The following is a 25561-nucleotide window of genomic DNA, read 5'->3' as shown; positions in this document are numbered from 1 at the left end:
CGTGAGGAAGATGGCCAGAATCATAAAACAGGGCATTATTGCCGCAGACAATTATGCGGCTAGAATTTGCTCAAGCACACGATTTCTCAGCCACCTTTACTATTCTTTCATCTCGCTATCTTTTTCATCAGAAAAGCACGGTGTTCTCAATGGTAGGGTTACATACAATAAATTCTTCAAGCAAGGATTGCATCATGAATCCATGCTTCGCAGAAATATTCACCGTCTCGAAAAGGGTCTAATGATGAAACACACACGTGAAATCTTTGCAAGAGATTACATTTACGAAACCGTGAAGCTGTTTCATCGCGCCTCAGAAAGATCCTCTAAAATGGATCATGGGTGCAATCCGGAACTTGTCCATTGGGCTCATGACGTACTGGCAGCTTACTTTGAACGGGTTGGAGATGATCCTTCGGTCTACCAGGCCAAGAAAGAATTTGGGATTATTGGACACTGGGAAGATAAGAATGACCGTATACCCTCACTTCACAGGGATGTCGTGAAGGGCCCGGCCCCGGTAAAAACAGAATCCCTTCTAGCCCTTTCCAAAAGACGAAAATCGACACGGTGGTATCGGAATAGACAGGTGCCACGCGAGTTCATCGATCGAGCCATTGAGAACGCATCTCATGCGCCAAGTGCATGCAATCGACAGCCATTCAAGTTTATGGTATTCGACGAATGCGAACTTGTCAGGAAGATTCTGTCACTCTCCTACGGAACTCGAGGATTTGAAGAGGACGTTCCCGTGGTCATTGTAGTGATCGGGAAGCTATCTGCATTCTCCGACGAATGCGACCGACATGTCATCTATATCGACGCATCACTGGCATCCATGTCTCTCATCTATGCATTGGAAACCATGGAAATAGGGACTTGCTGCATTAATTGGCCGGATATTAAAAAACGGGATAGAAAGATGCGCCTGTTGCTCGACCTTTCACCGGATGAAAGAGTAATCATGCTTATCGCTCTCGGGTATCCTGATCCCGATGGAATGGTGGGATACTCCCAGAAAAAGAGTGTCGAGGAGCTCAGGAGCTACAATCTCTCATGATTTTCGAAGTCAGGGGTGCGGGCTTTGTAAACAAGGGTGCAGAACTGATGCTCAGATCCGTAATTGACCAACTGAATACTTCTTTTCAAAATTGTAAAATCGTTATTGACCCTATTTATGCTACCCGCGAAAATCGAATTTCCCTTGGCCTTTACAAAAAGGCCCGGATCAAATTTCTCAGGCATGCGGGTCAACAGATTGTTCGACTTATTCCAGAAAAAATAAGGAAAACGTATGGCATGATTACCGAATCCGAGATTGACGCGGTGATCGATATTTCAGGTTTTGCTTATGGGGATAAGTGGGGAACGATCTATGCCCGGGAAATGGCGTCGGCCTGTAAACGATGGAAACACGACAATAAAAAGGTCATCTTATTACCTCAGGCATTTGGTCCATTTTTAAATCATGCCCTCCGGAAATACGTTCGGACAATAATTAATTTAGCCGACATTGTTTATGCGCGGGATTCCCAGTCTTTCCAGTTCCTCCAGGAACTGGATGGACCGCATTTGAATATCAGAGAAGCTCCCGATTTTACCGTACTCCTCGATGGAATCCCATCGAATGAATTTAAAAAAGACGAAAAGATAGCCTGCATCGTTCCGAACTTCAGAATGATCGATATGACATCAGGGGAAACCGAAGAGGATTATCTGCTCTTTCTTGTCCGATCGATCGAATATCTGCATCAAAGGGGTATAACTCCCTGTCTTCTTCTCCATGAGTACAGCAGCGACATTGATTTTGGCAACAAGATTCAATCTGCCCTGCCCTACTCCCTAAAGATGATTCAAAAGGAAAATCCGCTTCATATTAAAGGAATTCTTGGTTCCAGCTATTTGGTTATGGCCTCACGGTTTCATGCTCTTGTTGGCGCCCTGTCTCAGGGAATTCCTACGATCGGTACCGGTTGGAGCCACAAATATGATGGCCTCTTTGGTGATTATGGATGCATGGAGAATTTGATATCTTCACAAGAACTGAAGAGTGATCCCTCACCCATAATTGATCGTCTCCTCAACTATTCTGCAAGAACATCCCTGGTACAAAACTTAAAGGCGAAAGCAGAAAATCATCGGAAACTGGTTCTTCGAATGTGGGAGGAAGTCCTGGAGTTTCTTCGAAACTGATGCGGATATTTCTCACGTGTATGGCATCAACACAACTGTTTCCATCAATACTATTTTGTCAATTGCATGCAAAAATCCCCCTGAATGAAAAAATAAATGAAACAGGGAAAGTATGCCCGAGTTCAAGGAATACATATAATTGAGATCCTGTTTCAATAAAGACAACGACCCGAGGAGGCCACCATGTCAAAATCTGCCTTTTTTTCCATTTTTTCTCTTTTCATTCTTTTTTCATTCGCAATCATTGCCGCCCCCACCCCCCTTCCCTGTGACAACGCTGCTCAGACGGCAACCGTGGAACCCTGTGGTTCAAAGACAGTTCCCGCCATGGCCACTGCGGGGGAGGAAAAAAAATGTGGAGAAGATTGTCCTGTCCGAGGCCATGAAGTTGTGAAGGAATCAAAGGACATTACCCTTTCCGGGACTATTGCCTGCATGCACTGTGACCTGCATAAAGCTTCCTCATGCGAGAAAGTTCTCGTGACGGCGGGTGATAAGATCTTCCACTTCTGCCCCGACAGCCTGGGGGACGTCAAGATTGACAAACTGCAGGGAAAGGAAGTCACCGTAACAGGGAACATCCAGGAGCTCAAGGATGGAGATTCGATCATCCACCTTCTCCACCTGGACACAGGACAGGGAGCCAAGGCATAATTCCTTTCATTGAACCTTATCCAGGAGGCCCCATGACCGATCAGGCAAAAGAAATTTCTCAGATTCTTTCTGATTCCCGAACCGTGGCCGTCATTGGCATGTCGGACAAAACCGACAGGGATTCGTATGTTGTTGGGATGTATCTTCACAGACACGGATACACGGTCGTGCCCGTAAATCCAACCTGTCAGACGATCGGCGGCCTCCAGTGTTACCCCTCTCTGAAGAAAATTCCCGACCAGATTCAGGTGGATATCGTCGATATTTTTCGCCGTTCCGATGCCGTTCCCCCCATTGTCGAGGAGGCAATCGAGCGGAACGTACCGACGATCTGGATGCAGATTGGAGCAAACCATGAGGAGGCCGCAAGGCGGGCAAGGGCAAAGGGCATCCAGGTGATTTCGGATACCTGCATAAAGAAGGAGCATGAATCCCGGCACATTGCATCCTGATCTGGTGCAAATCGATGGTTCGCTTCGAACGCATCGATGCATGAATCGGTTATTTATTGCTAATGAGAGGAAATTTAAATGACTTACCCTCTATCTGACCGTTTTTTAACTTCCGTTGTTGAATCTCTTTCCAGTCCCGATTCCTACGAGAGAGTCCTGCAGAGAAAGAACCTGGAAGTTCCCATGCCCTCGATTGAGGTGCTTGAAACGATCGTCGAGAACCTCAGATCTGTGATTTTCCCCGGATATTTTGGAAACTCCGACCTGACCCCCGACTCCCTCATCTTTCATCTGGGTTCTTCCCTGGATCGGGTTTTCAGAAACCTGTCCGAGCAGGTAAGAAGGGGATTCTGCTTTTCGTGCGCCTGTGGAAACTCCGAGCACTGCCAGCATCCAGCTTCCGAGGCCGAAGAGATCGTGAAGCGATTTTTTACACGTCTCCCGGACATTCGGCACAAGCTCTCTACGGACGTACAGGCCGCCTATGACGGCGATCCTGCTGCCGGAACCCACGGAGAAACCATCTTCTGTTATCCCAGCATCCGTGCCATGACCCACTATCGACTGGCCCATGAACTCTACCTTCTGGGGGTCCCCCTCATTCCCAGAATTATCACGGAAATGGCTCACGCCGCAACGGGCATCGACATCCACCCTGGAGCCTCCATCGGAGAACGGTTCTTCATGGACCACGGAACCGGGATCGTCATTGGGGAAACTTCGATTCTGGGCACCAATGTCCGTCTCTACCAGGGTGTAACCCTGGGAGCCAAGAGCTTTCCGCGGGACGAGAAAGGGAATCCCGTGAAGGGGATTCCCCGTCATCCCATTGTGGAAGATGGAGTAATCATCTATGCAGGCGCAACGATTCTGGGCCGAATCACGATTGGAAAAGACTCCGTGATCGGTGGAAATGTCTGGGTCACGAAGGACGTACCGCCTGGAAGCCGTATTCTTCAGGGAAGTCCCGTCGAATCACAGTTTGAAGGCGGCGCGGGGATATAGCCAGAAGGTATCACAAAGGAAGGATGCAATCATGAAACGGAGCCATCGGCCCAAAATATCTTCCTCCATTATGGAGACGATCGGAAACACCCCTCTGGTCCGGCTTTCAAAGATCGGAGCCCAACTACCGGCGATCATTCTGGCCAAACTGGAATTCTTCAACCCCATGTCGAGTGTAAAGGACCGCATCGGCCAGGCCATGATCGAGGACGCCGAGCAATCCGGGAGGTTAACGCCGGGAACCGTTCTTGTCGAGCCCACCAGCGGTAACACGGGAATCGGGCTGGCCTTTGTTGCGGCTGTCAAGGGGTACCGGCTGATTCTTACCATGCCCGAAACCATGAGCCTGGAGAGGAGAAAGCTCCTTCAGGCCTTCGGAGCCGAACTGGTTCTGACACCGGGTGATCAGGGAATGGGCGGGGCGATACGGGAAGCCCAGAGAATCGTGAATGAAAATCCCGGCCATCTCATGCTTCAGCAATTCAGCAATCCCGCCAATCCCGAGATTCACCGCGGGACTACGGCCCTGGAAATCTGGGAGGACACGGAGGGAGCGGTCGATATCCTGGTTGCGGGTGTGGGCACGGGAGGAACGATCACGGGAGTCGGGGAGGTCCTCAAGTCTTTGAAACCCTCGGTTCAGATTGTGGCTGTCGAGCCCGAAGAATCTCCCGTGTTGTCGGGAGGCCAGCCGGGTCCCCACAAGCTCCAGGGAATCGGTGCCGGCTTTGTACCTGACATCCTTAACCGGGACATCATCGATGAAGTAATTCCCGTGACCGCGGAAGATACTGCGTCTATCCTGAAGCGGCTTGCCCGGGAAGAAGGGATCCTGGGAGGCATATCTTCCGGAGCCGCCCTCCGGGCGGCTCTTCAGGTCGCCGAAAGGGAAGAAAACCGGGGAAAGACCATTGTAGTCATCTTTCCATCCTGTGGTGAACGGTACCTTTCCACCTGGCTATTCCAGTGATCGGCTTCGTTGTTTGAGCATGGTACACTTTACGACTGATCTCACAAGGAGGTAATCGTCATGGGTGCAAACCGCGTCCGCACGTTCAAAGAGGAACGTGAGCGTCTCAACTCAATCGTTCTGGAAAATGCGGGACTCGTAACCAAGCGATTTTTTAATCTTGATACGCAGACCTATCAGGATGGAGCTTTGCCGTCACGGACAAAGGAAATGCTGGGCCTCGTCGCATCGACCGTCCTTCGTTGCGATGACTGTATTCTCTACCATCTGATCCAGTGCAGAGAACAGGGACTGACTCGAGAGGAGCTGGAAGAAATTCTTTCCGTTTCCCTGATCGTGGGAGGATCCATCACGATACCCCACATCCGCCGTGCCTGGGCAGCATGGGAGGAGATGGCTGAGGCCTGAATCCTTTGAAGTCCGACATCGTTTCCGTAGTTGGTGGGGGTCTCGCGGGTTGCGAGTGCGCCTGGCAGCTGGCCCGGACAGGCCTTGAGGTTCACCTTCATGAAATGAGGCCCGAACGGCCGACGCCTGTGCATCAGGGAGATCGTCTTGGTGAGTTGGTCTGTTCGAACTCGCTTCGAAGCGATGATCCAATCCATCCCGCGGGAATGCTGAAGCGGGAAATGGATCATGCCGGTTCTCTCATCATGGCCATGGCCCGTCGATGGTCCGTCCCCGCCGGGAGCGCCCTGGCCACGGATCGAAATCGGTTTTCCGAATCCATAACAGAGGCCATCACCTCCCATCCCAGGATCCAGGTCATACGAGGAGAGGTCACCGAAATTCCTCCAGGATGGGCGGTAATCGCGACCGGTCCCCTGACTTCGGACCAACTTCACGCTGTCCTGTGTGAAAAGACAGGCCATCCTCTCTACTTTTATGATGCCGTTTCCCCGGTGGTGACTCAGGAATCGCTGGACATGGAGCGCCTCTTCTTCGGATCGCGTTACGGCAAGGGGGGCGATGACTATCTGAACTGTCCCATGGATGAGGAAGAGTACCTCTGTTTTTATGAGGCCCTCACGGCGGCGGAGGTGGTGGACATCCCCGACTTTGAACGGGCAATCTTCTTTGAGGGGTGTCTTCCCATTGAGGAAATGGCCCGGCGGGGAAAGGATACGCTCTGTTATGGTCCCTTTAAACCCGTAGGTTTCGTGGATCCGCGAACGGGTCGTCGTCCTCATGCCCTCGTCCAGCTTCGAAGGGAGGATTTTGACGGCACAACCTTCTCTCTGGTCGGTTGCCAGACCCGGATGAAGCACGGCTCCCAGCGACGTGTCTTTCGGCTTATTCCGGGCTTTGAACATGCCGCCTTCAAAAGAATGGGGCAGATGCATCGAAACACCTATATTCCTGCTCCCGCCTGTCTGGACTCTTTTTTGCGGCTAAAGGATTCTCCTTCCCTGTTTTTCGCGGGCCAGATCACCGGTGTCGAAGGATACCTGGAATCGGCAGCAACGGGATTCCTTGCCGGAATTTACCTTTCCCGACTCTTCCAGCAGAAAGAGATCGTACCGGTTCCTCCGGATACCGCCATGGGCGGCTTGATCCGGCATCTGACGCTATCCGATCCGGAGCGATTTCTCCCTTCTAACATTTCCTTTGGTCTCATAGAGGACGGATCGAGAAAGTATAAACGGGAGACGTCTGCACGGGCGGAAAAGTCCTTTCAGGCCTGGTGGGATCCAATTGGACGCGAACTGCATTCCGATTTACAGGAAATCCATAAATAACTTCTGAAAAACCAGATAGAAGATTTGCGCGGTCATGAGAAGAGAGAATGCGAATCGACTCGATCGCAGGATTCGTAACGCCGGGGGAGCGGCAATCATGACCACAAGCGGAATCAGGTAGAGCCAGAGGCGAGCGGATTCCCCCATCGTACCTGAGACAAAGGCGGACATGATCAGTGTGCCTGCAAGAAGGAGACGGTACGGACGAATGGATTCAGGAACCCGAACCAAACCCGCGAAGAAAAGCAAAGCTAACGAAGGTCCGAGCCAGATAAAAAATTCAAGGAGATTCAACCACCCTGCTCCGAACCAGGACAGATGCCTTATCCCTTCCAGCTTTCCTTCACTCCACGTCGAGTGAACGGTCATGGCTGTAAAAAGCCTGCTGAGAGGATGGTACCCGAGCAATATCCACCCTGAAATCCATGCCAGGATCCCCCCTCCCAGATAAAAGAGCCACAATTTCACGATCCGACCGTGATCATAGAAAGAAAGTGCGATGGGAAAAAGGAGAAGATAGATACAGGAAAAGGAAAAAAAGATCACGATGTATGCCAGGATTCCACTCAGGATCATCAACCCGGGGTCCCTTCGATTCCATCCCAGAGAAAGAACCCACAGGGCAAATCCGAACAGCCAGGGGAGGAGAAACTGATCTTCGTGGAGAGTGATCAGCTGCAGGCTCGGGATCGTGAGGCAAAGGGCCATGGCAAGAACACCCGAACTCTCTTCCATGGTTTTCCGGGACAGCAAAAAGACGGAAAGAAGGATGAGGGAAGAGAGCACGGGAAAGAGGAGTGAAGCCATTCTCACCTGAAGCCTCTCCAGGTTGAAACGCGGGTACAGGGAAAGAAGTCGATGAGCCAGCCAGCCGGTGAACCAGTACGGCAGGAAGTATCCCGGAGGCTTGGTCAGAGCATAGTTACTCAGAGCTCCCTGTTCGGTATAGGATTCGTAATTGCGGAGGACTTCCAGGGGATTTTCCACGGTCAGACTGGCCCGGGCAAGCTGACCGTGTCCCGTATAGACAAGCCGATCATCGAGAGCCTGAAGACCGCGTCCCTCCAGAAGGGCCAGCCCATACTGAATGGAGAGGAAAGAAATCACGAGCACAACAATCCGCGCACGAGCCCCGGGAAGCCTGAAGCTGAATCCTGCCGCGAGAAAGGCAAAAACCAGCAGAAGGCTCCCGGGACCAAGGATCTGAACATGTCTGCGTGTCAAGGGCCAGATCCATCCCGGAATCCTCTGGAGGAGGGGAATTCCCATGGCCCAGGTTACGGTCAGAAGAAGAGTGACCAGCCACGCGGAAAAACCGATAGAAAAAGAAATCTTTCGATTCAGCCTCTCCTGCTTCACGGGATCGGTCATGGATCACCCTCAATCCCAAGGCGTTTCGTGACATCGGTGGATATAAGCTTTGGGCCCCACGGAACAAAGTAACTCGCGTTCGGGATATAGGGCAGCCCGGAACCAAAATACCGGTTGCAGACCAGGCGAAAGGTATTCACGGGGGTAATGGAATTCCCGGGACTCCACTGATCATCCCCACCGGGAAGCCGGTATGCGTTGAGAATGGAGAACCGTTCTGTGACATTGGATCGTTCCGCACTGTCCCAGTCAAGCTGGGACCCGGGGCCGTGATCGCCCTGCAGAAGGACAACCAGGGGACGATCCCGACTGCTGTTTTGAATTAGACGTCGAAGCATCGGGAGCAGCCTTTTGTTGAGACAGGATATCTGTCCGGCATAGCCCTTCACATAATCGTCCCGGCTCTGTCCTGCCATGAAATGTTGACCGTCGCGAAGGGAAAACTCGACGGGCGGATCGATGGGCCGGCAGGAAGCGTCCCATACAAAGGGCGGATGGGGGATAAGAAGATGGGCAAAGACAAAGACAGGTCCGGGATCGGCAACCGTATCCGGGAGGTGGTCCAGAATGTACGAGATGCGCTTCCTGTGCAGATCGTAAGGGGTTGCCATATTCAGTAGATCAAAAATGGGAGGGAGCGGTGTGTACTGCAGAAGGAGGGTCTGATATTCGGTCAGGGCCAGACCGGGTCCGAGATATCTGTCCGTAAAGGGCATATCCGTTTCCGTGTACCCGGTCGCAAAGGAGACTGTTTTATATCCGTATCGTTTGAGAAGCTCCACGATCGTGGAATGTTGAATCAGATCGATCCGGTTCACCGAGCCCGGGACGAGAAGATCCTGGAGATAGGCCATATTCAGAGAAGATGCCAGGGAGAGGTCCGTCTGGTTGTAGTTGGACACACTTCTGTCCGCCACAAAGAAGCCCATTTCCTCAAGTTCCCGCAGAAAGGATTCGTTTTGAATCCCGTACATCTCCTTCAAGATATCTTCCCGCCCGTAGCCATCGACAATGACATAGACAATATCCGGTCGAATGAATGGAGAAGAGGGCATGGATTGAATGACCGATTCACGGACCGTTTCCCATTGGGACAGGGATGCCGGAGAAGAAAGATTTCTCAAAGCAACCCTTCCGGCTGGCACAAGAACGGCCACGAGGGAGATGACGAACAGAAGTTTGCCAAGGGATGGAAACTCCTTCTTGGATCGAAGGACCACAACCACAGAACCGATAAGGATGACGACCCAGAAAACCAGACCCATGATCAGGATCGGTCGGGAAATTTCCCCGTACGTCGTTCCGAATACCACACCCAGGACCTGGCCAAAGCTGTAAAAGAGAAGCCAGAACATACTGACGGCCAGGCCGGCCTTTGTGTGGGAAACTCTGAACACGATCAGGATGACCAGAAGAAGAGCGGTCATCGTCAGGTTGATCCCAACGGGCACGAGGATTTCCCTGTACGAAGATAGAGTCAGGTTGTGTGCCAGCAGGGAGAGGGCAGGAAAGATGGAGAAAAAGAAGGGATGAAGGAGAGAGGGAAAAGAATTACGGTTCATTCCGCCGTCGCATCAGAAAGAGAGTTCTTCCATTTTCTTCCAGCGGAACACGTTCCTGGATGGCGAACCACTTTTCAAAGCTTCGGACACAATGTTCTTCGGAATAGGTATCAAAGATATCCTTTCGATGCCGGAGCATTTGCTGAACCATGGAATCCTCTTTTGGAACAAATTCCAGGATAAGGAATTTTCCGGCATCGGCAAAGAACGAGGCAATGGCGTGAAGGGGTACATTATTACCTATGGCCAGATGGTGAATGAGGGCCAGGGCGAGAACGGTATGGGCCGGACCACGGTCCAGTAATGATTGTCGCTCACGGTGATGCCAGCCCAGAGAGGGCGACGGGTTGGTCAGATCCATGACAAGGGGCAGGAGGCAGGAGTCCTTCTCCTTCTTCTGCCGGGTATACATCAATTCCACCGAAGCCGGATCCAGGTCAAAGGCAATGGTGGGAATATTCATACCGGAAGCAAGGCGGGCAAAAACCCCCGTATTGGCACCCAGATCCCACAGATTCTCAGGACGAATCTTTTCCAGCCAGGACTGAACCGTGCGCCTCTTTGTTTCAAAGAGGGCTTCCGAATACGAAAAGGTATCGTAATATTCCGTCCAGCTGGAGGCGCGACGGGCAGGACGCAGTCTGGAAACGGAGGATGTCAGAGAATCGAGGATGCCCCGCATGGCTATGTCTGAAAATCGAGGCGCCGGGCCGCTTCGCTCCACCTTTCGCCGCTGGGCCCGGGCATGGAGATGGAGATGGAGCAGAAGTCCGGGAGAAAGACGCGTACGAAAAGGCAGAAGATCGGCGGCAAGCTCGAGGGGAAGACCATCGATGAAATCCCGCAGCAGGATTGAAATGCGGGAATCACCATAAGCCATGCATGCGAGCGGTGCGAGGAAATGCTGACAGAACTGCCGATAGGCCACCCAGGGACGATTGGGAGTAAGAAGATCAAAGGAGAGGGTGTCGATCAGAATTGGACGACCTCTCAAGAACTGGATATTGTACGCACTGGCATCCTTCAGGCTCATCCCGTGATCCAGGGCCAGAGACTGGATTTTCAGAGTCAGGAGAGCGGCATCCTTTAGCTGTTGAAAGGTCCATTCATAGGGGTAGGAAATAAAGGGAATCTTTTCAGGGGCGATAACTTTCCAGAACTCTACCTCAGTGAATTCCTTTTCATCCAGTTCAGTATGGGAGACCAGCATCTTCTTTTCGACAAGAGCCTTGAAGAGGCCCGATTCGTTCAGATGAGTGTATGTGGAGGCGTAGGTGGGGGAGATGGAGCGAAGGATCGACTCCCCATGGAGAAAGATCGTTCCCGATGGATCACGGAAGGAAGCAGGATGTGAGGATAGAAGGCCGGATGTCACAGAGGAACCAATTCGTCGTTCAGGCTTCAGGAGAACTGGTTTCCCCCTTCTCCTGTTCATCTGCTTCTGAGGATGGTGAAGAGGGTGCCTGGCGATGAAAGAATATAAGGATTTTTTTCCAGAACATCTTGATGGCAAAGAGTCCACCCACAAGGGCGGCAATCAGCATCTGGAAAAAATAACTCCCTGTTCCCGGATCCAGGTAGGCCCATGAATCTTTTGGAACCGTGAGGATCAAAAGAAAGAGAAAGACGAAGGGAAGGTTCCGTTTGCCCAAGCTGAACTGTGAAGAATCGGGTGTCCCGGGTTTGGAATTCAAGGGGGTATTCATACCCCGTATTATACACACCTGAGCGTTCCAGGAGTTCTGTTGACTTCGTGAAAATAGGATGCTACGCTGACGGCTCACCCCCTGAAAGAGGAGTTGTCATGCCTAACATCATCGGAATTCGAAGGGAAGATAAGAACCAGTGGGAACGGCGCGTATCCCTCACTCCCGACGATGTGGCAGCGTTGATTCAGAGCCTTGATGCGGAATTTGTTGTCCAACCTTCCCCGATCCGTATTTTTACGGACCAGGCGTACGCGGATGCGGGAGCCCGTCTGAGCGAGGATTTGAGCTCATGCAATATTGTCATGGGCGTCAAGGAAATGCCTTCGGAGGTTTTTCTTTCGGGGAAAACCTATATCTTCTTTTCCCATACCATCAAGGGCCAATCCTACAACATGCCCATGCTCCGCAAACTTCTCCAGCAGAAATGCACCTTGATTGATTACGAAAAAATTGAGGACGAACAAAAGAGGCGTCTCGTTTTCTTTGGCATTCATGCAGGGTACGCGGGCATGATCGATGGACTCTGGATGCTGGGGCAGCGTTTGAAGACAGAGGGATTTTCCACACCTTTCGAGCAGATCCGCCAGGCCAAGGAATACCCTTCCCTTGAGGAAGCCAAAAAGGCAATCGCTGCGGTCGGTCAGGAATGTTTGGCCACACCTCTTCCTCCTGCTCTCACACCCATGGTGTTTGGGTTTGCGGGATATGGCCATGTTTCCGCAGGGGCTCAGGAAGTCTTCGATGTTCTCCCCCATAAAGTCATTACCCCTTCGGACCTTCTTTCTTATGGAAAGAGCGGTTTTCCTGACTCGACCCTCTTCTACAAAGTCATTTTCAAAGAAGAGCATCTCGTAGCCCCGCTTGAGCCGGATCATCCTTTCGAATTACAGGAATATTACGACCATCCGGAACGATTCAAAGGCATGTTCCACCAGTACCTTCCCCATCTGACCCTGCTGATCAACTGTATTTTCTGGACCCCATCCTATCCCCGACTGATTACCCGTCAGCAGGTACGGGATCTCTATGCTTCCGGTCAGCCGAAATTCCGAGGGGTTTCGGACATCAGCTGTGACCCGAACGGCTCGATCGAATTCAATCTTCACTGCACGGATTCCGGGAATCCGGTCTATGTCTACCTCACCGATGAGGACAGGGTCATTGACGGATTTGAGGGAAACGGCCCGGCGGTCCTTGCCATCGATAATCTGCCGTGTGAATTACCCTTTGAGGCTTCAACCTATTTTTCCAGTGTTCTGCGTGACTTCATGCCTTCCCTGATTGCCTGCGACTTCACGAAACCCGCAGAATCGCTGGGATTGCCCGACCCGCTCATGCGGGCTCTCATTGTTCATCGTGGGGAGTTTACAGCTCCCTTCCGTTATATGAAAACATTTATTGAATGAAGGAGGGAATCATGAAGAAAGCACTCATCCTGGGAGCCGGCCTTGTCACAAAACCCATTGTCGACTACCTGCTATCCAGGGAAAACGTCCTGGTGACTGTTGCCTCTCGAACGGTTTCCAAAGCGGAAAAGCTTGTCAACAAGCATCCCAGGGGTACGGCAATTCCACTCAACGTGGAGAATGACCTCGAACTGGACCGCCTGGTTTCGGAACATGACGTGACGATCAGCCTCGTACCCTACGCATACCATGTCAAGGTCGCCAAACTCTGCATCAAGTACAAGAAGGACATGGTGACAACGTCGTACATCTCACCAGAGATGCGTGCCCTCGATGGTGAAGCCAGAGAGGCCGGAATCCTCATCCTGAACGAACTGGGACTTGATCCCGGCATCGACCATATGTCCGCCATGAAGATCATCCACGATGTAGAGGATCGCGGAGGAAAGATCATCAGCTTTAAATCCTACTGTGGCGCATTGCCCGCTCCCGAGGCCAACACCAATCCCTGGGGATACAAATTCACCTGGTCCCCCCGCGGGGTCCTTTTAGCATCCGGGAATACGGCAAAATATCTTTGGGATGGATCCGTTGTCGACGTTCCATCTGCAAGGCTCTTCTATGATTTTCACAAGGTTCACGTGGACGGAGTGGGTGAACTGGAAGCCTATCCCAACCGAAATTCTGTTCAGTATATCGACCTCTATGGTCTTCATGAGACTCAGGACATGTATCGCGGAACCTTTCGAAATCCCGGATGGTGCCCGCTGATGCAGAAGGTCGTCGGGCTTGGTCTGTTAACTCTGAATGAAATCGACGTCACCGGAAAGACCTACCGCCAGTTCATGGCCGAGCTCGTCGGATGCTCTCCATCGGATGACGTGAGAGCCAGAGCGGCTGAAAAACTGGGGATTCAAGGTGACAGTCCTGAGATGGAAAAACTTGCATGGGCCGGTGTTTTTGAAGATCGGCCGATCAACATGAGCAATTCCACGCCCCTGGACGTTCTCTTCTCCCTGCTCAGCCATAAACTTGCGATACATGAAGGAGAGCGGGACATGATCGTCCTCTTCCATAATTTTATCGCCCAGTTTGAGGATCGCAAAGAACGGATCACATCCACAATGATCGATTTTGGCATTCCCAATGGAGACACGGCCGTTGCTCGAACCGTATCTCTGCCGGCGGCGGTCGGAACGCACCTGATCATGGATGGAGCCATTACAACGAAGGGTGTTCACATGCCAAACCTTCCCGAGTTCTACAACCCCATCCTCGAAGAGCTCGAAACCCTTCATATTACCTGTAAAGAGCGAACCTTTCCTCTGTAGGCAGCTCCCAAGTTTCCCATGACAGCAAGCGGCCGCCCGATCGGGCGGCCGCATTTTTTTCTGAGCCGGCCTGAAGTCAGGGGTTGGAGTTTTCGGTTACAGGTTTAACTTCGTCGGCCTGGAGCCAGACCACCTTTTCATCTTTTCTTGCATATCCGAGGTTGTCACGAACCAGTCGTTCGGCCACTTCAGGATCATCTTTCAGGGCTTCGATATCCGATTGAATTTTGTGGATATCCTTAATCAGTTCTGCCGTCTCTGATTGGAGAGAGTCTTTCCGGTCCTTCAGATCAAGGAGATGACGCAACGAAACATTGGAGTGCAGGATATACAATCCGACAACAAAGAGAAGCAGAACGAAAAGCCCCAGTGAGAGGGCTCTTGATTTACCAGGCTGTTCCTGCATAACGTGCATCGTCGCCCAGATCGTGCTCGATGCGGAGAAGCTGGTTATATTTTGCCAGTCGATCTGAACGGGAGAGGGATCCGGTTTTAATGTGCGATGCGGTCATTCCGACAGAAAAATCGGCAATAAAGGAGTCCTCGGTTTCACCGCTTCGATGGGATACGACCGTCAGATAGCCATGTCGGCGGGCCAATTGAATGGTTCGAATGGTCTCTGAAACGGTTCCGATCTGATTCAGCTTGATCAGAATGGCGTTTGCGATGGCTTTTTCTATTCCGTCCTTTAAGATCGATTCATTGGTAACAAAGAGGTCATCACCGACGATCGTCGTTTTCGCACCCAGTTCCCGCGTGAGAAGGCCCCACCCATCCCAGTCGTCTTCAGCCATCCCGTCTTCGATGGATACAATGGGGTAGGCTTCCACCAGGTCCCGGTAAAATGCAACCATATCCTCCGCGGTCACACCGTTCATACCCTCGGTGGGGAGTGAGTATTTCCCATCCCGATAGAGCTCGCTCGCCGCAACATCAAGGGCAAGAACAATTTCTTCACCGGAACGATATCCGGCCTTTTCGACGGCTTCCAGAATAAGATCGAGAGCCTGACGATGGTTGCCCAGATCAGGTGCGAATCCGCCTTCATCCCCCACGGAAGTGGAGAGACCCTTTGCCTTCAGGAGAACTTTGAGAGCCTGGAACGTCTCGGCAGCAGCCCGCAGGGCACGGGAATAGGTCGGAAATCCCCGGGGAACAATCATGAATTCCTGAATGTCGAGGTTATTATCGGCGTGAACTCCTCCATTGATTACATTCATCATGGGGATGGGTAAGGTCGTAGCATGGAGACCTCCGATGTAGCGGAAGAGAGGAAGGTCACTGGCTGCAGCGGCGGCTCTGGCTACGGCAAGGGATACGGAAAGAATAGCGTTTGCGCCCAACTTTGATTTATTGGCCGTATCGTCCGCCTCAATCATCAGACGATCCACAAAGGCCTGATCCCGGGCGTCGATTCCCATCACCGCTTCGGCCAGAGGGCCGTTGACGTGGTGAACAGCCTTCAGCACGCCCTGACCTCCGTATCGTTCATCGCCATCCCGCAATTCGAGCGCCTCACGGCTTCCCGTCGATGCGCCGGAGGGAACCGCGGCACTGGCTTCCACACCTCCCGAGAGGAGAACCGTAGCTTCAAGGGTAGGTTTTCCCCGGGAATCGAGAATTTCCTGCGCAAAAACCTCTTCGATTATGAACATTTAGTCCTCCTCCATGTAGCTTTTTGCCAGATTAAGCAATCGCTTAACTTTAGACTGCTTTTCGCTCTCCGCGTAAATTCTCACGATAGGCTCTGTTCCTGAAAGCCGGAAAAGAACCCATGATCCATCTTCGCCGTAACATTTGAGACCGTCCGTGTCATCCCGTCGGACAATGGAGAAATCCCCCAGATGATCCCCGACATCCTGAAGTCGATTGGAAGCTTCCGCATGGCGCTGGGGGGTAAGTTCCAGATCAATCCTCTTGGAATAGAGAGGACCGAATTGATCAAAAAGACGTTGTAACAGCGTTTCAAGAGGAACACCTTCGCGCGCAACCATCTCCGCAACAAGGAGATCCGCAATAATGCCGTCTTTCTCTGGAACATGACCTGTAACACTCAACCCGGCGCTCTCCTCTCCTCCAAAGTGAATTTCTCCCGCAATAAACTTTTCTCCAAGATATTTGAATCCCACAGGGGTTTCATATACCGGGATGTCAAAATAGTCTGCGATCCGATCGATCATATGTGTGGTTGCCACAGTACGGCCGAGCCCCATTCTCCACTTCCTTTCCCGGGTCAGATAGAAGGCCAGCATGGCAAGAATGTAATTGGGATAAACATAGTGACCTGTATGGTCAACAATCCCGAATCGATCCGCATCTCCATCGGTTGCCAGTCCCAGGTCCAGTTTCTTGTCCACCACAATTTTCTTCAGTTCTGTAAGGTTTTCGGCTTTGCAGTCCGGCGTCGCACCCCCAAAATATGGATCCAGGTAGTTATGGATTGAGGTGACTTCCACGCCGTTTTCAAGGCATAAATGATCCAGATACTCCCTGCTTGTGCCGTACAGGGCATCGTATCCAACACGTAATTTGGAAGAATGAAGAACATCGACATCGATCATGGATTCGATCTTCTTCAGATAGGAAGGTCGTAAATCCACAATCTGAACCCTCTCATCCATCAAAGCAGGAGGTGCGATACGCACCTCGGATACCTTACAGATCTCCTTTTCGATGGCTCCTGTTATTTCTGGAGGAGCAGGAGCGCCATCCGCTGTGGAAAACTTCAGTCCGTTATACACAGAAGGATTGTGGGATGCAGTAAAGTTGATCCCTCCCCGATACCCTCCTTCTCGAATGGCATGGGCAATCACAGGTGTCGGTGCATCCCGGTCGCTCAACCCTACGGCAAATCCATTTCCGGCAAACACACCGGCGGCTTCTCGAGCAAATCGATCGGATAGAAACCGCGTATCGTAGCCGATCAGGATCTTCAAATTTTCCGGTGAGGTCCTAATCAGATGATTTGCAATCGCCTGTGTGACCTTTCGAACATTTTCAAATGTAAATTCGTCACCAATAATCGCACGCCAGCCGGAGGTACCAAAACGTATCATATCTCTAGTGTATCACATCACAAAGAGGGTATGATATGCTTTTTTTTATCCTTGAAGGAGGCTTTCCATGATTCGAAGGATTTTGATTCTACTTTTTCTTCTGACTCTTTTTGGGTGCCATTCGAAGAAGGAAGAGATTCAGGTGGGTCCCTTCATTCTCACAGATATTTCCACCTATCGTATTGATGCTTCCCGATGTCATATCGTCCTGACGATCACATGTGCTTCCGATCTTACGACCATCCTGAGTTCCCTCGACATGAAGATCGATCATAACCTGAGAGTGAACCTGCTTCGTCATCAGACGTTTCCGCCGGGAGCCTCTCTGCTGGTCTACAGGATGAACATCCAGATCCCAGAAAGGGCTTCCATCCAATTCGAAGGCATAGCCAACGGCAAGGTCGTGGAGTCTGAACCCATTGATGTATCGACCTTTGTCAAAGATATGGACAGTACCGTCGTGGAGCAGACTCTTGGTAAAGAGGAAATTACCCGCTTTCTCGGGAAAACCTATTAATCAGTTTTTCAGCCTTTGTTCTTCTGATTTCAGGAAGGCTGATGCTTGACAAACCTCCTTCTTTTGTCGATGATAGTTCCATGGATGACATGTTGCTTACTGTAAAAGAACTCTCAGCTTATCTTCGCCTGGGTGAGGACAAGATTAATTCCATGGCTGACAAGGGAGATATTCCCGCCGTAAAGGTCGCCGAAGACTGGCGCTTCCCCAAGGAGAAGATTGACCTCTGGATTGAACAGAAACTTCCTGAGGAATTTGCCATTGATTTTGAATCGATGCCTCCGGCCCTGCTGGATGTCCCTCTGATCAACTTTATCCCCCGGTGCGGCATCCTTGTCGATCTGGCTACAACCGAAAAGGACAAGGTACTTCAGAGACTGACGCGCACTGCGCATACCTGCGGTTGCATCGCCGACCCTGGCTGGTTTTACGCAAACCTGAAAGAAAGAGAAGAGATGGTTTCCACCGCACAGGAAGGAGGAGTTGCCTTTCTTCATACACGGCATAGAAATCCAAGAAACATCATGCGCCCCTTCCTTCTTCTTGCCCTGTCCCCCGAAGGAATACTCTGGGGTGCGCCCGACGATCAACCTACTCATGTGTTTTTTGTCCTCGGCCTGCGTTATGATGCACTTCATCTGAAGGTTCTTTCCCAGCTGGCCAGAATGACCCGTAAAAATCTTGTTCCCTCCCTGCTGGACGGAAAGGATGAAGAGGGGGTAGTGGAGGTCATGAATCAAATCGAAAAGGAATGCCCAAGAAAATAGGGGATTTCATTCATTCGATTTCTCCCGGTATTTCTCTCAATATAGCTGATGATTCCTGAACGTGTTGTAATTGCGGGCGGGACAGGATTTATCGGAGGTTTCTTTGTGAATTACCTCCTTTCCCTGGGATCCTCAGTGACAGTTATCACTCGATTTCCAAAGCCCTATTCCTCATCCCAGCCTTCCCTGTCCACAGTTACCTGGAACGATTGTCTTGCTTCGCATCTGGAGCAGTGTGATCTGGTTGTAAATCTTTCGGGAGAACCTCTGCTGGGGCACCGTTGGACTTCCAGAGTAAAACGTTCGCTTTTTCATAGCCGCGTGGACACCACGCTGAGGCTTGCAAGGGAGATCCGTCAGACATCTTCTCCCCCTCCGGTTTTTCTTTCCTGCTCTGCAATTGGATATTACGGAGATGCGGGAGACACCTGGCTGGATGAAAAGGCACGCCCAGGAAAGGATTTTCTCAGTCAGCTGTGCGTATCGTGGGAGGAGGCTGCTTCCTCTATTTCCACCGATCGTACCCGTGTTGTCACTCTCCGCTTTGGGGTCGTGTTGCATCCATCTGGCGGTATGCTGGCCCATCTGATTCCCATTTTCCGCACAGGACTGGGTGGGCCTGTCGGAACTGGAAAGCAATGGCTTTCATGGGTTTCCATGAAAGATACGATGGGTCTGATGCTCCATGCCTGGGCTTCTCCCCAGCTTTCGGGTCCCCTCAATGTCGTTTCCCCATCCCCTCTTCGCCAGAAGGAATTTGCCAAACAGCTTGGGGCTTCGTACCGGCGTCCGTCCTGGATTCCAGTCCCGGCCCTTCTGTTGAAACTTCTATTCGGACAGGCGTCCGGTGTTCTTCTGGGAAGTCAGCGCGTCCGCCCTGCACGGGCGGAGATGACCGGCTACTCTTTCCACCACGCAACCTTATGCTCTGAAGTATTCAAAGGATCTCAGGATATGTGCGCCCTGCTTTAGACAAAAAAATAGGGCTTTTGAGTATTAATTTCTCGGAGGGCGCCAGGAAATGATCTCAAAAGCCCTATGGCCACCTTACAGCCTCCGCCCCATGAATTGTATCTACCCTTACGATAACCACTTCTTCGTCCCATGTCTATCCTCCAAAAGTAGGGGTTTTTGAGATCACGAATTGAGCACATCCAGGAAAAGCTGATGTAAACTTAAGCTATGAAGCGCTTCTTCTGCCTCTTTCTCTTCCTTGTTCTGGCCCTGTGTGTAAAGGGGTGGTACCTCTATTCCGCCCTTCACACCTTTCCATCTCTTGCGGATCCTGCGATTGACAGCCGATATTACCTCGAACTGGCCCAACAATTTCGCGAAGGATTCTTTATTCCAAAACCGGAAGGAATTTTCCTTCTTTCCCCCGGCTATTCCATTTTCCTGGCCATAATATCGGGAGGAGACCTTGCCCGGCTTCCTTTACTTTACATCATCCAGATCATACTGGGCACCCTTTCTCTGGGTTTAGTGTTTCTCCTGACCGACCGACTCTTTGGAAATGCTGCCGCGTGGTGTGCCACGATCCTTTTCTTTTTCTACGGTCCGGTCACCTTTTTTGAAGTCCACGCACTATCTGAGGCTGTTGTAACGCCTGTCCTTCTTTCCATGTTATTCCTGGGGCTTTTTTCCCGCCACCGTGTTTACCTCATGATTGCGGGTCTATTTCTGGGGGAACTCATCCTTCTGCGTCCCAACGCCCTGTTGTTCCTGCCCATTCTTTTTCTGTGGTCTCGTCTACGGGATCGGCGCTGGCTTATCGTCCTTGCCTCATCTCTACCTGTCCTTATTCTCCTTCCCCTGCTTCAACTGGCCGGAACCGGCCAGTTCTTCGCGACGTCCGGTCAGGCCGGTGTAGCCCTTTATATGGGAAACAACCCTCAATCCTTCGGTCTCTTCACGAACAACCTGGGTCTGCAGGGTTCACTTCACGACATGGCCAGACAGCTCAAGGCAAAGACAGAACAGCTTTCCGGGACAGCCCCCCTCACACCCAGAGAGGTTAACCGATACTGGATACGACAGGCCATTCATTATGGAAGAAGTGATCCGCTCGGTTTTCTCAGAAATCTCACTCTCAAAATCCAGCGGCTCATGGACACCTGGGAATATGCCCTGAACGAGCAATGGTTCCGCACGCGCCCCCTCGCAGCCAGATTCTTTCCGGTTCCCTTCGCTCTCATTCTGGCAGCGGGCATGGCCGGATTATATTTCCGATCTGCGAAAAGTACTGTCGCTCCGCTTCTTTTATGGCTTCTTACTATCACGCTCTCTCTCCTGATCTATTACCCCTCATCCCGGCATCGATTTCCCCTGGTTCCGGTTCTCTGCATCTTTGGCGGATTATTTCTATCCAAAATCGGGATGATCATGAAGGAAGGAAAGTGGAAACCAACTCTCACCTTCCTCATCATCTTCACCCTTTCCTCACTGGGGGTTCCCGACGACCGCAGGGCGCCCGATCCCTATCTTCTGCACGGCCAGTCTCTGGCCGCACTGAAGCTCAACCGGATGGATCTGGCGGAAGAATATCTGAACGAGGCAATGGATCAGCGATGGGATGTACCCTTCTTTCACCTTCTGAAGGGTGAAATCGATCGAAGAAATCAGCGGGGGCAAGAGGCTCACAGGGAAGATCTTCATGCCTTTTTCCTGGGGTCCTCAGGAAATGATTTACTGAACCGGCTGGGAGGATGGTCTCTGAGCAACCGGAAATGGAAGCTGGCCGAATCGGTTTTCAAGCGAACCATCCAATCTTATCCGAGAAGCTATTCCGGGTACATCAATCTCTCCCAGGTCTATTTCGTCACGGGACACGTGGAAGCAGCGTGGGACGGATACCAGCAGGCTCTCATGCTCGGCATGCCTCCCCGTCCCGATTACGCGAATCTCCTCCTTCAGCGGATCCTTACTGATTGACCGCCTGCGATCCGATGGTTCCCGTTGAGATCTCCCGGATCCCTGTGCTAGACTTGTTGCATCAACCGCCTGGAGGGCATGTGATCACCATCTTACTCGTAGATGACATGAAGCATTTTCTCAATCTGGAACGTTCTTTTCTAAAGCGTTCAGATTGCAGGATTGTGACTGCAACCACAGGTCTCGAAGCCATCAAGGTTGCGCGGGCGGTCCTGCCGGACGTCGTCCTACTGGATGTAGAAATGCCCGAAATGAACGGCATTGAAGCGACCAGGATTCTGAAGAATTTACCGGAGACGCGTTCGATTCCGATTGTCATTATTTCCAGTCTGAGTGTCCGCGACGAGGCGCTACAGGCTGGAGCCAATGACTTTCACCAGAAACCCATTGATGAAGATGGATTCCTGGCCCTCGTTCAAAACCATGTTCATCTTCCCATTCGCCGGGAATCCAGGCTGGTCGTCGACATTCCTGCCCATTTCTATCTGAACGAGCAGAAATGGCCCGGGACGATCCGGGACCTCTCCCTCCATGGCTGCCAGATGGAAGCTGTGTACCGCCCGCCCCTGGGTGAGCTGATCCTGCTCGATTTTCAGCTGTCCCGGAACAGTAATTCCAAACAGATTCGGCAGGAGGCTTACATTGTTCGAGAGACCTTAGGAGGCTTTGGTTGCTCATTTCATGAAGTAAGCACGGGAACGGAACTCTTTCTTGACGAATTCATGAATCCGGAGTCTCCGGGAGGTGAATGAGGGAAATACCGGAGGCTTCCGCAAAACGAAACGTCCGTTCATCGGCATATGCATCCATATAAAACACTCTTCGAATACCTGAATTTACGATCAGCTTAAAGCAGTTCCAGCATGGTTGTGATGTGGAGTAGATATCGGCATCTTTAATCGATACACCATTAAAGGCAGCCTGCAGAATTGCATTTGCCTCCGCGTGAACGGTTGTCACACAGTGGTTATTCTCAAGAAGACATCCTACATCTTCACAATGAGGCATACCGCGAACCGACCCATTATATCCGGTCGACAGAATGGTTCTGTCCCGAACGATTACGGCTCCGACACTTCTTCGGGGGCACGTTGACCGGGATGAAACCTGCCGTGCAATCGCCATAAAATAGTGATCCCAGGATATCCTTGCCATTTGTACTCCTTCAGGGAATATAGAAGGGGGGGGGCGCATGCCCCCCCCGGTACCATTCAATAATGCGTAAGGTTTCTACTCCATAACAACCAGAACCACTCTACGGTTCTGAGATCTACCCTCTGGTGTATCGTTATCGGCAACAGGTTTTTCTTCTCCATACGAAATCATCTGCATTCGATTCAGTGGAATCCCCTGATCGATGTGGAGATACCGCAACACGGCTTCAGCCCTCCCGAGACCCAGCTCATAATTGTGCTCCTCAGATCCAACTGAGTCCGTGTGACCCTGGATTTCAATAAAGACATTTTTGTTTTCATTCTTCAGGGTTACAGCAAAGGCTTCAAGCGCGGCCATGGCCTCCAGGCTGAGTTCGGAAGAGTTGCTCTTGAAATGGACATTATCATCGGAAAGGGTGACTTCATAGAGAAGTTTACCCTGGGCCAGACGATGAGCATCCTGGGCACGATCCAGCGCATCCTGGGCGGTTTGGCTTGCCTGAGCGGTCTTCTGGTCGAGGATCGTGGTCTTCTGTTCGAGCTGATCGATCTCCGCCTGGTTCTTCTCAACACTCTTCTCTACACCATCCACCCGGGTCGAAACGTCCTGGTTCAACTTGGACACTTCCTGTTGAACGTAGGTTTTGGTGGCGCATCCAACCATCGCCACGGCGACGATCAACAACAATGCAATACGAATCCGCATGGTACATCCTCCCTGTTTATTATTGTGTTCGGGGCGGGTAGCCCTTATAACCTTTTCTGGTGCGAATAATATGCTTGCCTTTCACATCGATCTGAACTCTTCGATATTGTACCTCCTTTGAAGTATCCGGAGCAAATCCCAGAAGGTACTGATGGTGGACGAGGGCCAGAATTTGAGATACGGCTTCCTCGATCTCCGATTCTCTCTTCAGAACATGAAGCGTTCCTCCCGTATATTTAGCCAGGGAAAGTAAAAACTTGATTTCAAGTGGTTCGCGTTCCGAAAGAGGGACACAGATCACATGAACGGGCACCTCCAGCTCCTGAATAATCTGAATCGCTGTACCCGGAGGGACACTGGAATAATTATCATGGCTGTCCGTGATTAAAATGATCTGTTTTCTTTCGTTGGACCCTTTCTGTATTTCATCCTGAACTGCCAGAAGCGCATCGTATAATGCCGTCTGCCCGCGCGGTTTGGATTGAGCCAGGAAATCAAAAAAGCCCCTTTTGCTCCCCGGAAAGGGGATTTCCGTATGCATGGATCGGTTTTGAAAGGAGATTAGCGCGTGTTCATCCCCCTCTCTCCACTGACGAAGAAATTGCTGGATCACGGCCTTCACCATGTTGGGACGGCGTCCCAGATCCATACTCCCGGAATCATCCAGCAGAATGAGCGTTGAAACGGGAGCTGAAAAATCGTGAGAGAAGTGATCAAACCTCACCTGATTCAGATCCACCCACATGGTGAAATCGTCCCTTCTCAGGTGAGTCTGCGGTTTTCCATAGGCATCCGTCACCGATACGTTAAACATGACATACCGAACGGTGACCACCTCTCCCCATTGACCTCCGGCGAGCAACAAGAGGAGCCAGAGAACCCTCATTTGATTGAAATCAGATGATCCTTGTCGGGTTTGCTTCCCACCACATATTTCATCACTTCAACATTTCTGCAAAGACCGGAAAGAGAAAGAATCAAGGAATCAATTCCCCTTTCCCGGTTTCTTGAGGAGCGGTCTTCCAGGACCAGCAATTTCTTCTTGGCCGGAACCTTGTCAAGGGCGAAGAGAGCCTCCATAATGGCTCCCAGACCCTGATCTTTTCCCCGCTGTACTCGACTTCGGAGAATCCGAACCGCAACAGAACCATCCCGGGCGACCAGGTCAAAGGGGATTTCGGGAAAATTCTTTCCAGCTTTTAACCTTCCGGTATCGAGATCCCAGCCTCGCGTGGCCTGAAGGTAATAACGGAGACGCGTGCGGACGGTTTTTCCACGCACCTTGATGGGACGCCTTGCTTGAAGGTCCAGTGTTTTTCCCCTTTGACTCAACTGATACTGTCCCCTTGAAACCCTTGAAAAGACACCGCGCCAGCGCTCGGCAACCATCCTGGAACTCTTCGAACTCTCTGTCATTGCCTGAATGACCGGGTTCAATGCCTGATTGTGAATCAGAGCCTTTGGATGTCGGTGTGCGACTTCGGCAAAAAGTGCTTTACGCGTAAAGGGTACGCTGCCCCCCTCTTCAAGATGGCGAGCGGATTCGATAAGCATGGCCGCATAGGGAAGAGCGTGCCGCTGTCCCCTGACTCTGGAAAACACAACGTAACCCTTCTGAAAATCGACATCGGAAACCAGATATCCCTGATCCATCCAGGCTCTTGAATGTCTGGATGTAGCCTTGGCGGATCGATTGTTTGCCCACCAGGCTTTATACTTCCTCGCAGATGACGGCAGAGGGCGTCCCAGTACGGCTTCGATATCAAGAAAAGAAACTTTAAGAGTTTCCGGCCCCTTCCTGTCCCGTATCAGATCTCCAAGCTTGCCATATACCGTAGTTCGAGGTTTTCTTATCTTTCTGCGCCGCAAGCCAGACCGGGATCGCTTGGGCCTGGGAGATGATTTCAGCTCATCGGGTAATTCCTTATGCCTTCTGGAAAGCGATCGCCGACGACCGGCAAGCTTCTTTTTTCTTTCCATACTTGTAATACGATGTTTCCTTTTCATTTCAACCTCCTGTGTGTCTAGATTGAAGTAT

Annotated in this window: 26 protein-coding genes; 15 read left to right on the top strand and 11 right to left on the bottom strand. The window is 51.3% G+C overall.

What is annotated here, in order from left to right:
* Positions 1 to 10: 10 nt before the first annotated feature.
* The 8 genes from PLD04_04805 to trmFO all read left to right on the top strand — a co-directional run bounded on the left by PLD04_04805 (position 11) and on the right by trmFO (position 7013).
* Positions 11 to 1060 (top strand): nitroreductase family protein, encoded by a 1050-nt coding sequence (locus PLD04_04805; GenBank protein HXK67641.1) that lies wholly within the window; start codon positions 11 to 13, stop codon positions 1058 to 1060.
* A complete protein-coding gene (locus PLD04_04800; protein HXK67640.1) occupies positions 1057 to 2193 on the top strand; it encodes a polysaccharide pyruvyl transferase family protein in 1137 nt (378 codons plus the stop codon). Before PLD04_04805 ends, PLD04_04800 begins: the two co-directional genes overlap by 4 nt.
* 183 nt (positions 2194 to 2376) lie before the next feature.
* Entirely contained in the window at positions 2377 to 2847 is a 471-nt protein-coding gene (locus PLD04_04795; GenBank protein ID HXK67639.1) for a hypothetical protein, read from the top strand.
* Between the two features lie 32 nt (positions 2848 to 2879).
* The gene (locus PLD04_04790; GenBank protein HXK67638.1) at positions 2880 to 3299 is read left to right on the top strand and encodes a CoA-binding protein; all 420 of its coding nucleotides are present in this window, start codon (positions 2880 to 2882) and stop codon (positions 3297 to 3299) included.
* Positions 3300 to 3377: 78 nt separating this feature from the next.
* Complete coding sequence (locus PLD04_04785; GenBank protein ID HXK67637.1) at positions 3378 to 4304, top strand: serine acetyltransferase; 927 nt, start codon at positions 3378 to 3380, stop codon at positions 4302 to 4304.
* A 31-nt stretch (positions 4305 to 4335) separates the two neighbouring features.
* Positions 4336 to 5274, top strand: coding sequence for a cysteine synthase A (cysK, locus tag PLD04_04780; protein ID HXK67636.1), 939 nt, complete (start codon positions 4336 to 4338; stop codon positions 5272 to 5274).
* Between the two features lie 60 nt (positions 5275 to 5334).
* Entirely contained in the window at positions 5335 to 5682 is a 348-nt protein-coding gene (locus tag PLD04_04775) for a carboxymuconolactone decarboxylase family protein (GenBank protein ID HXK67635.1), read from the top strand.
* A gap of 5 nt (positions 5683 to 5687) precedes the next feature.
* Positions 5688 to 7013, top strand: coding sequence for a methylenetetrahydrofolate--tRNA-(uracil(54)-C(5))-methyltransferase (FADH(2)-oxidizing) TrmFO (gene trmFO, locus PLD04_04770; GenBank protein HXK67634.1), 1326 nt, complete (start codon positions 5688 to 5690; stop codon positions 7011 to 7013).
* Here trmFO and PLD04_04765 read toward each other — a convergent pair.
* The 4 genes from PLD04_04765 to PLD04_04750 are packed head-to-tail and all read right to left on the bottom strand — an operon-like array spanning position 6993 to position 11652.
* Positions 6993 to 8384, bottom strand: coding sequence for a hypothetical protein (locus PLD04_04765; GenBank protein ID HXK67633.1), 1392 nt, complete (start codon positions 8382 to 8384; stop codon positions 6993 to 6995). The genes trmFO and PLD04_04765 overlap by 21 nt on opposite strands.
* Complete coding sequence (locus PLD04_04760) at positions 8381 to 9946, bottom strand: sulfatase-like hydrolase/transferase (protein HXK67632.1); 1566 nt, start codon at positions 9944 to 9946, stop codon at positions 8381 to 8383. Before PLD04_04760 ends, PLD04_04765 begins: the two co-directional genes overlap by 4 nt.
* Positions 9936 to 11381, bottom strand: coding sequence for an SAM-dependent methyltransferase (locus PLD04_04755; protein HXK67631.1), 1446 nt, complete (start codon positions 11379 to 11381; stop codon positions 9936 to 9938). Before PLD04_04755 ends, PLD04_04760 begins: the two co-directional genes overlap by 11 nt.
* Entirely contained in the window at positions 11341 to 11652 is a 312-nt protein-coding gene (locus PLD04_04750; GenBank protein HXK67630.1) for a hypothetical protein, read from the bottom strand. The genes PLD04_04755 and PLD04_04750 overlap by 41 nt, the downstream gene beginning before the upstream one ends.
* 98 nt (positions 11653 to 11750) lie before the next feature.
* On the opposite strand from PLD04_04750, the gene PLD04_04745 reads away from it, so the two are divergent.
* Positions 11751 to 13061, top strand: coding sequence for a bifunctional lysine ketoglutarate reductase /saccharopine dehydrogenase family protein (locus tag PLD04_04745; protein ID HXK67629.1), 1311 nt, complete (start codon positions 11751 to 11753; stop codon positions 13059 to 13061).
* An 11-nt stretch (positions 13062 to 13072) separates the two neighbouring features.
* Complete coding sequence (locus PLD04_04740) at positions 13073 to 14392, top strand: saccharopine dehydrogenase C-terminal domain-containing protein (GenBank protein ID HXK67628.1); 1320 nt, start codon at positions 13073 to 13075, stop codon at positions 14390 to 14392.
* Positions 14393 to 14468: 76 nt separating this feature from the next.
* On the opposite strand, the gene PLD04_04735 is transcribed toward PLD04_04740, so the two are convergent.
* Genes PLD04_04735 through PLD04_04725 form a run of 3 tightly spaced genes read right to left on the bottom strand, consistent with a single transcriptional unit; the run spans position 14469 to position 17448 of the window.
* Entirely contained in the window at positions 14469 to 14798 is a 330-nt protein-coding gene (locus tag PLD04_04735; protein ID HXK67627.1) for a septum formation initiator family protein, read from the bottom strand.
* A complete protein-coding gene (gene eno, locus PLD04_04730; protein ID HXK67626.1) occupies positions 14779 to 16047 on the bottom strand; it encodes a phosphopyruvate hydratase in 1269 nt (422 codons plus the stop codon). The genes PLD04_04735 and eno overlap by 20 nt, the downstream gene beginning before the upstream one ends.
* The gene (locus tag PLD04_04725) at positions 16048 to 17448 is read right to left on the bottom strand and encodes a phosphoglucomutase/phosphomannomutase family protein (GenBank protein ID HXK67625.1); all 1401 of its coding nucleotides are present in this window, start codon (positions 17446 to 17448) and stop codon (positions 16048 to 16050) included.
* Positions 17449 to 17515: 67 nt separating this feature from the next.
* Here PLD04_04725 and PLD04_04720 point away from each other — a divergent pair, with 67 nt between their 5' ends.
* The 5 genes from PLD04_04720 (at position 17516) to PLD04_04700 (ending at position 22415) form a co-directional block, all read left to right on the top strand.
* On the top strand, positions 17516 to 17965 hold the full coding sequence (locus tag PLD04_04720; GenBank protein HXK67624.1) for a hypothetical protein: 450 nt from the start codon (positions 17516 to 17518) through the stop codon (positions 17963 to 17965).
* A gap of 41 nt (positions 17966 to 18006) precedes the next feature.
* Complete coding sequence (locus PLD04_04715) at positions 18007 to 18732, top strand: PTS sugar transporter subunit IIA (GenBank protein ID HXK67623.1); 726 nt, start codon at positions 18007 to 18009, stop codon at positions 18730 to 18732.
* 48 nt (positions 18733 to 18780) lie between these two features.
* Complete coding sequence (locus PLD04_04710; protein HXK67622.1) at positions 18781 to 19704, top strand: TIGR01777 family oxidoreductase; 924 nt, start codon at positions 18781 to 18783, stop codon at positions 19702 to 19704.
* A gap of 210 nt (positions 19705 to 19914) precedes the next feature.
* Entirely contained in the window at positions 19915 to 21663 is a 1749-nt protein-coding gene (locus PLD04_04705; GenBank protein HXK67621.1) for a hypothetical protein, read from the top strand.
* An 80-nt stretch (positions 21664 to 21743) separates the two neighbouring features.
* Positions 21744 to 22415 (top strand): response regulator, encoded by a 672-nt coding sequence (locus PLD04_04700; protein ID HXK67620.1) that lies wholly within the window; start codon positions 21744 to 21746, stop codon positions 22413 to 22415.
* On the opposite strand, the gene PLD04_04695 is transcribed toward PLD04_04700, so the two are convergent.
* The 4 genes from PLD04_04695 to PLD04_04680 form a co-directional block, all read right to left on the bottom strand.
* Entirely contained in the window at positions 22384 to 22818 is a 435-nt protein-coding gene (locus PLD04_04695) for a cytidine/deoxycytidylate deaminase family protein (protein HXK67619.1), read from the bottom strand. The two genes, PLD04_04700 and PLD04_04695, sit on opposite strands and share 32 nt — an antisense overlap.
* Positions 22819 to 22893: 75 nt before the next feature.
* A complete protein-coding gene (locus PLD04_04690; GenBank protein ID HXK67618.1) occupies positions 22894 to 23523 on the bottom strand; it encodes an OmpA family protein in 630 nt (209 codons plus the stop codon).
* Between the two features lie 19 nt (positions 23524 to 23542).
* Positions 23543 to 24358 carry a VWA domain-containing protein gene (locus PLD04_04685; protein ID HXK67617.1) on the bottom strand — a complete coding sequence of 272 codons (816 nt, stop codon included), beginning with the start codon at positions 24356 to 24358 and terminating at the stop codon, positions 23543 to 23545.
* Positions 24359 to 24405: 47 nt separating this feature from the next.
* Complete coding sequence (locus PLD04_04680; protein ID HXK67616.1) at positions 24406 to 25530, bottom strand: hypothetical protein; 1125 nt, start codon at positions 25528 to 25530, stop codon at positions 24406 to 24408.
* Positions 25531 to 25561: the final 31 nt, after the last annotated feature.

Source organism: Thermoanaerobaculia bacterium, assembly GCA_035593605.1.
In the GTDB taxonomy this organism is placed as follows: Bacteria; Acidobacteriota; Thermoanaerobaculia; order UBA2201; family DAOSWS01; genus DAOSWS01.
This window is presented reverse-complemented; position numbering and strand designations above follow the sequence as displayed.

Coding starts and splice junctions, on each gene's coding strand:
- PLD04_04805 (HXK67641.1), top strand. CDS start 11: ATGGCCAGAATCATAAAACAGGGCATTATTGCCGCAGACAATTATGCG.
- PLD04_04800 (HXK67640.1), top strand. CDS start 1,057: ATGATTTTCGAAGTCAGGGGTGCGGGCTTTGTAAACAAGGGTGCAGAA.
- PLD04_04795 (HXK67639.1), top strand. CDS start 2,377: ATGTCAAAATCTGCCTTTTTTTCCATTTTTTCTCTTTTCATTCTTTTT.
- PLD04_04790 (HXK67638.1), top strand. CDS start 2,880: ATGACCGATCAGGCAAAAGAAATTTCTCAGATTCTTTCTGATTCCCGA.
- PLD04_04785 (HXK67637.1), top strand. CDS start 3,378: ATGACTTACCCTCTATCTGACCGTTTTTTAACTTCCGTTGTTGAATCT.
- cysK (HXK67636.1), top strand. CDS start 4,336: ATGAAACGGAGCCATCGGCCCAAAATATCTTCCTCCATTATGGAGACG.
- PLD04_04775 (HXK67635.1), top strand. CDS start 5,335: ATGGGTGCAAACCGCGTCCGCACGTTCAAAGAGGAACGTGAGCGTCTC.
- PLD04_04765 (HXK67633.1), bottom strand. CDS start 8,384: ATGACCGATCCCGTGAAGCAGGAGAGGCTGAATCGAAAGATTTCTTTT.
- PLD04_04760 (HXK67632.1), bottom strand. CDS start 9,946: ATGAACCGTAATTCTTTTCCCTCTCTCCTTCATCCCTTCTTTTTCTCC.
- PLD04_04755 (HXK67631.1), bottom strand. CDS start 11,381: ATGAACAGGAGAAGGGGGAAACCAGTTCTCCTGAAGCCTGAACGACGA.
- PLD04_04750 (HXK67630.1), bottom strand. CDS start 11,652: ATGAATACCCCCTTGAATTCCAAACCCGGGACACCCGATTCTTCACAG.
- PLD04_04745 (HXK67629.1), top strand. CDS start 11,751: ATGCCTAACATCATCGGAATTCGAAGGGAAGATAAGAACCAGTGGGAA.
- PLD04_04740 (HXK67628.1), top strand. CDS start 13,073: ATGAAGAAAGCACTCATCCTGGGAGCCGGCCTTGTCACAAAACCCATT.
- PLD04_04735 (HXK67627.1), bottom strand. CDS start 14,798: ATGCAGGAACAGCCTGGTAAATCAAGAGCCCTCTCACTGGGGCTTTTC.
- eno (HXK67626.1), bottom strand. CDS start 16,047: ATGTTCATAATCGAAGAGGTTTTTGCGCAGGAAATTCTCGATTCCCGG.
- PLD04_04725 (HXK67625.1), bottom strand. CDS start 17,448: ATGATACGTTTTGGTACCTCCGGCTGGCGTGCGATTATTGGTGACGAA.
- PLD04_04720 (HXK67624.1), top strand. CDS start 17,516: ATGATTCGAAGGATTTTGATTCTACTTTTTCTTCTGACTCTTTTTGGG.
- PLD04_04715 (HXK67623.1), top strand. CDS start 18,007: ATGCTTGACAAACCTCCTTCTTTTGTCGATGATAGTTCCATGGATGAC.
- PLD04_04710 (HXK67622.1), top strand. CDS start 18,781: ATGATTCCTGAACGTGTTGTAATTGCGGGCGGGACAGGATTTATCGGA.
- PLD04_04705 (HXK67621.1), top strand. CDS start 19,915: ATGAAGCGCTTCTTCTGCCTCTTTCTCTTCCTTGTTCTGGCCCTGTGT.
- PLD04_04695 (HXK67619.1), bottom strand. CDS start 22,818: ATGGCAAGGATATCCTGGGATCACTATTTTATGGCGATTGCACGGCAG.
- PLD04_04690 (HXK67618.1), bottom strand. CDS start 23,523: ATGCGGATTCGTATTGCATTGTTGTTGATCGTCGCCGTGGCGATGGTT.
- PLD04_04680 (HXK67616.1), bottom strand. CDS start 25,530: ATGAAAAGGAAACATCGTATTACAAGTATGGAAAGAAAAAAGAAGCTT.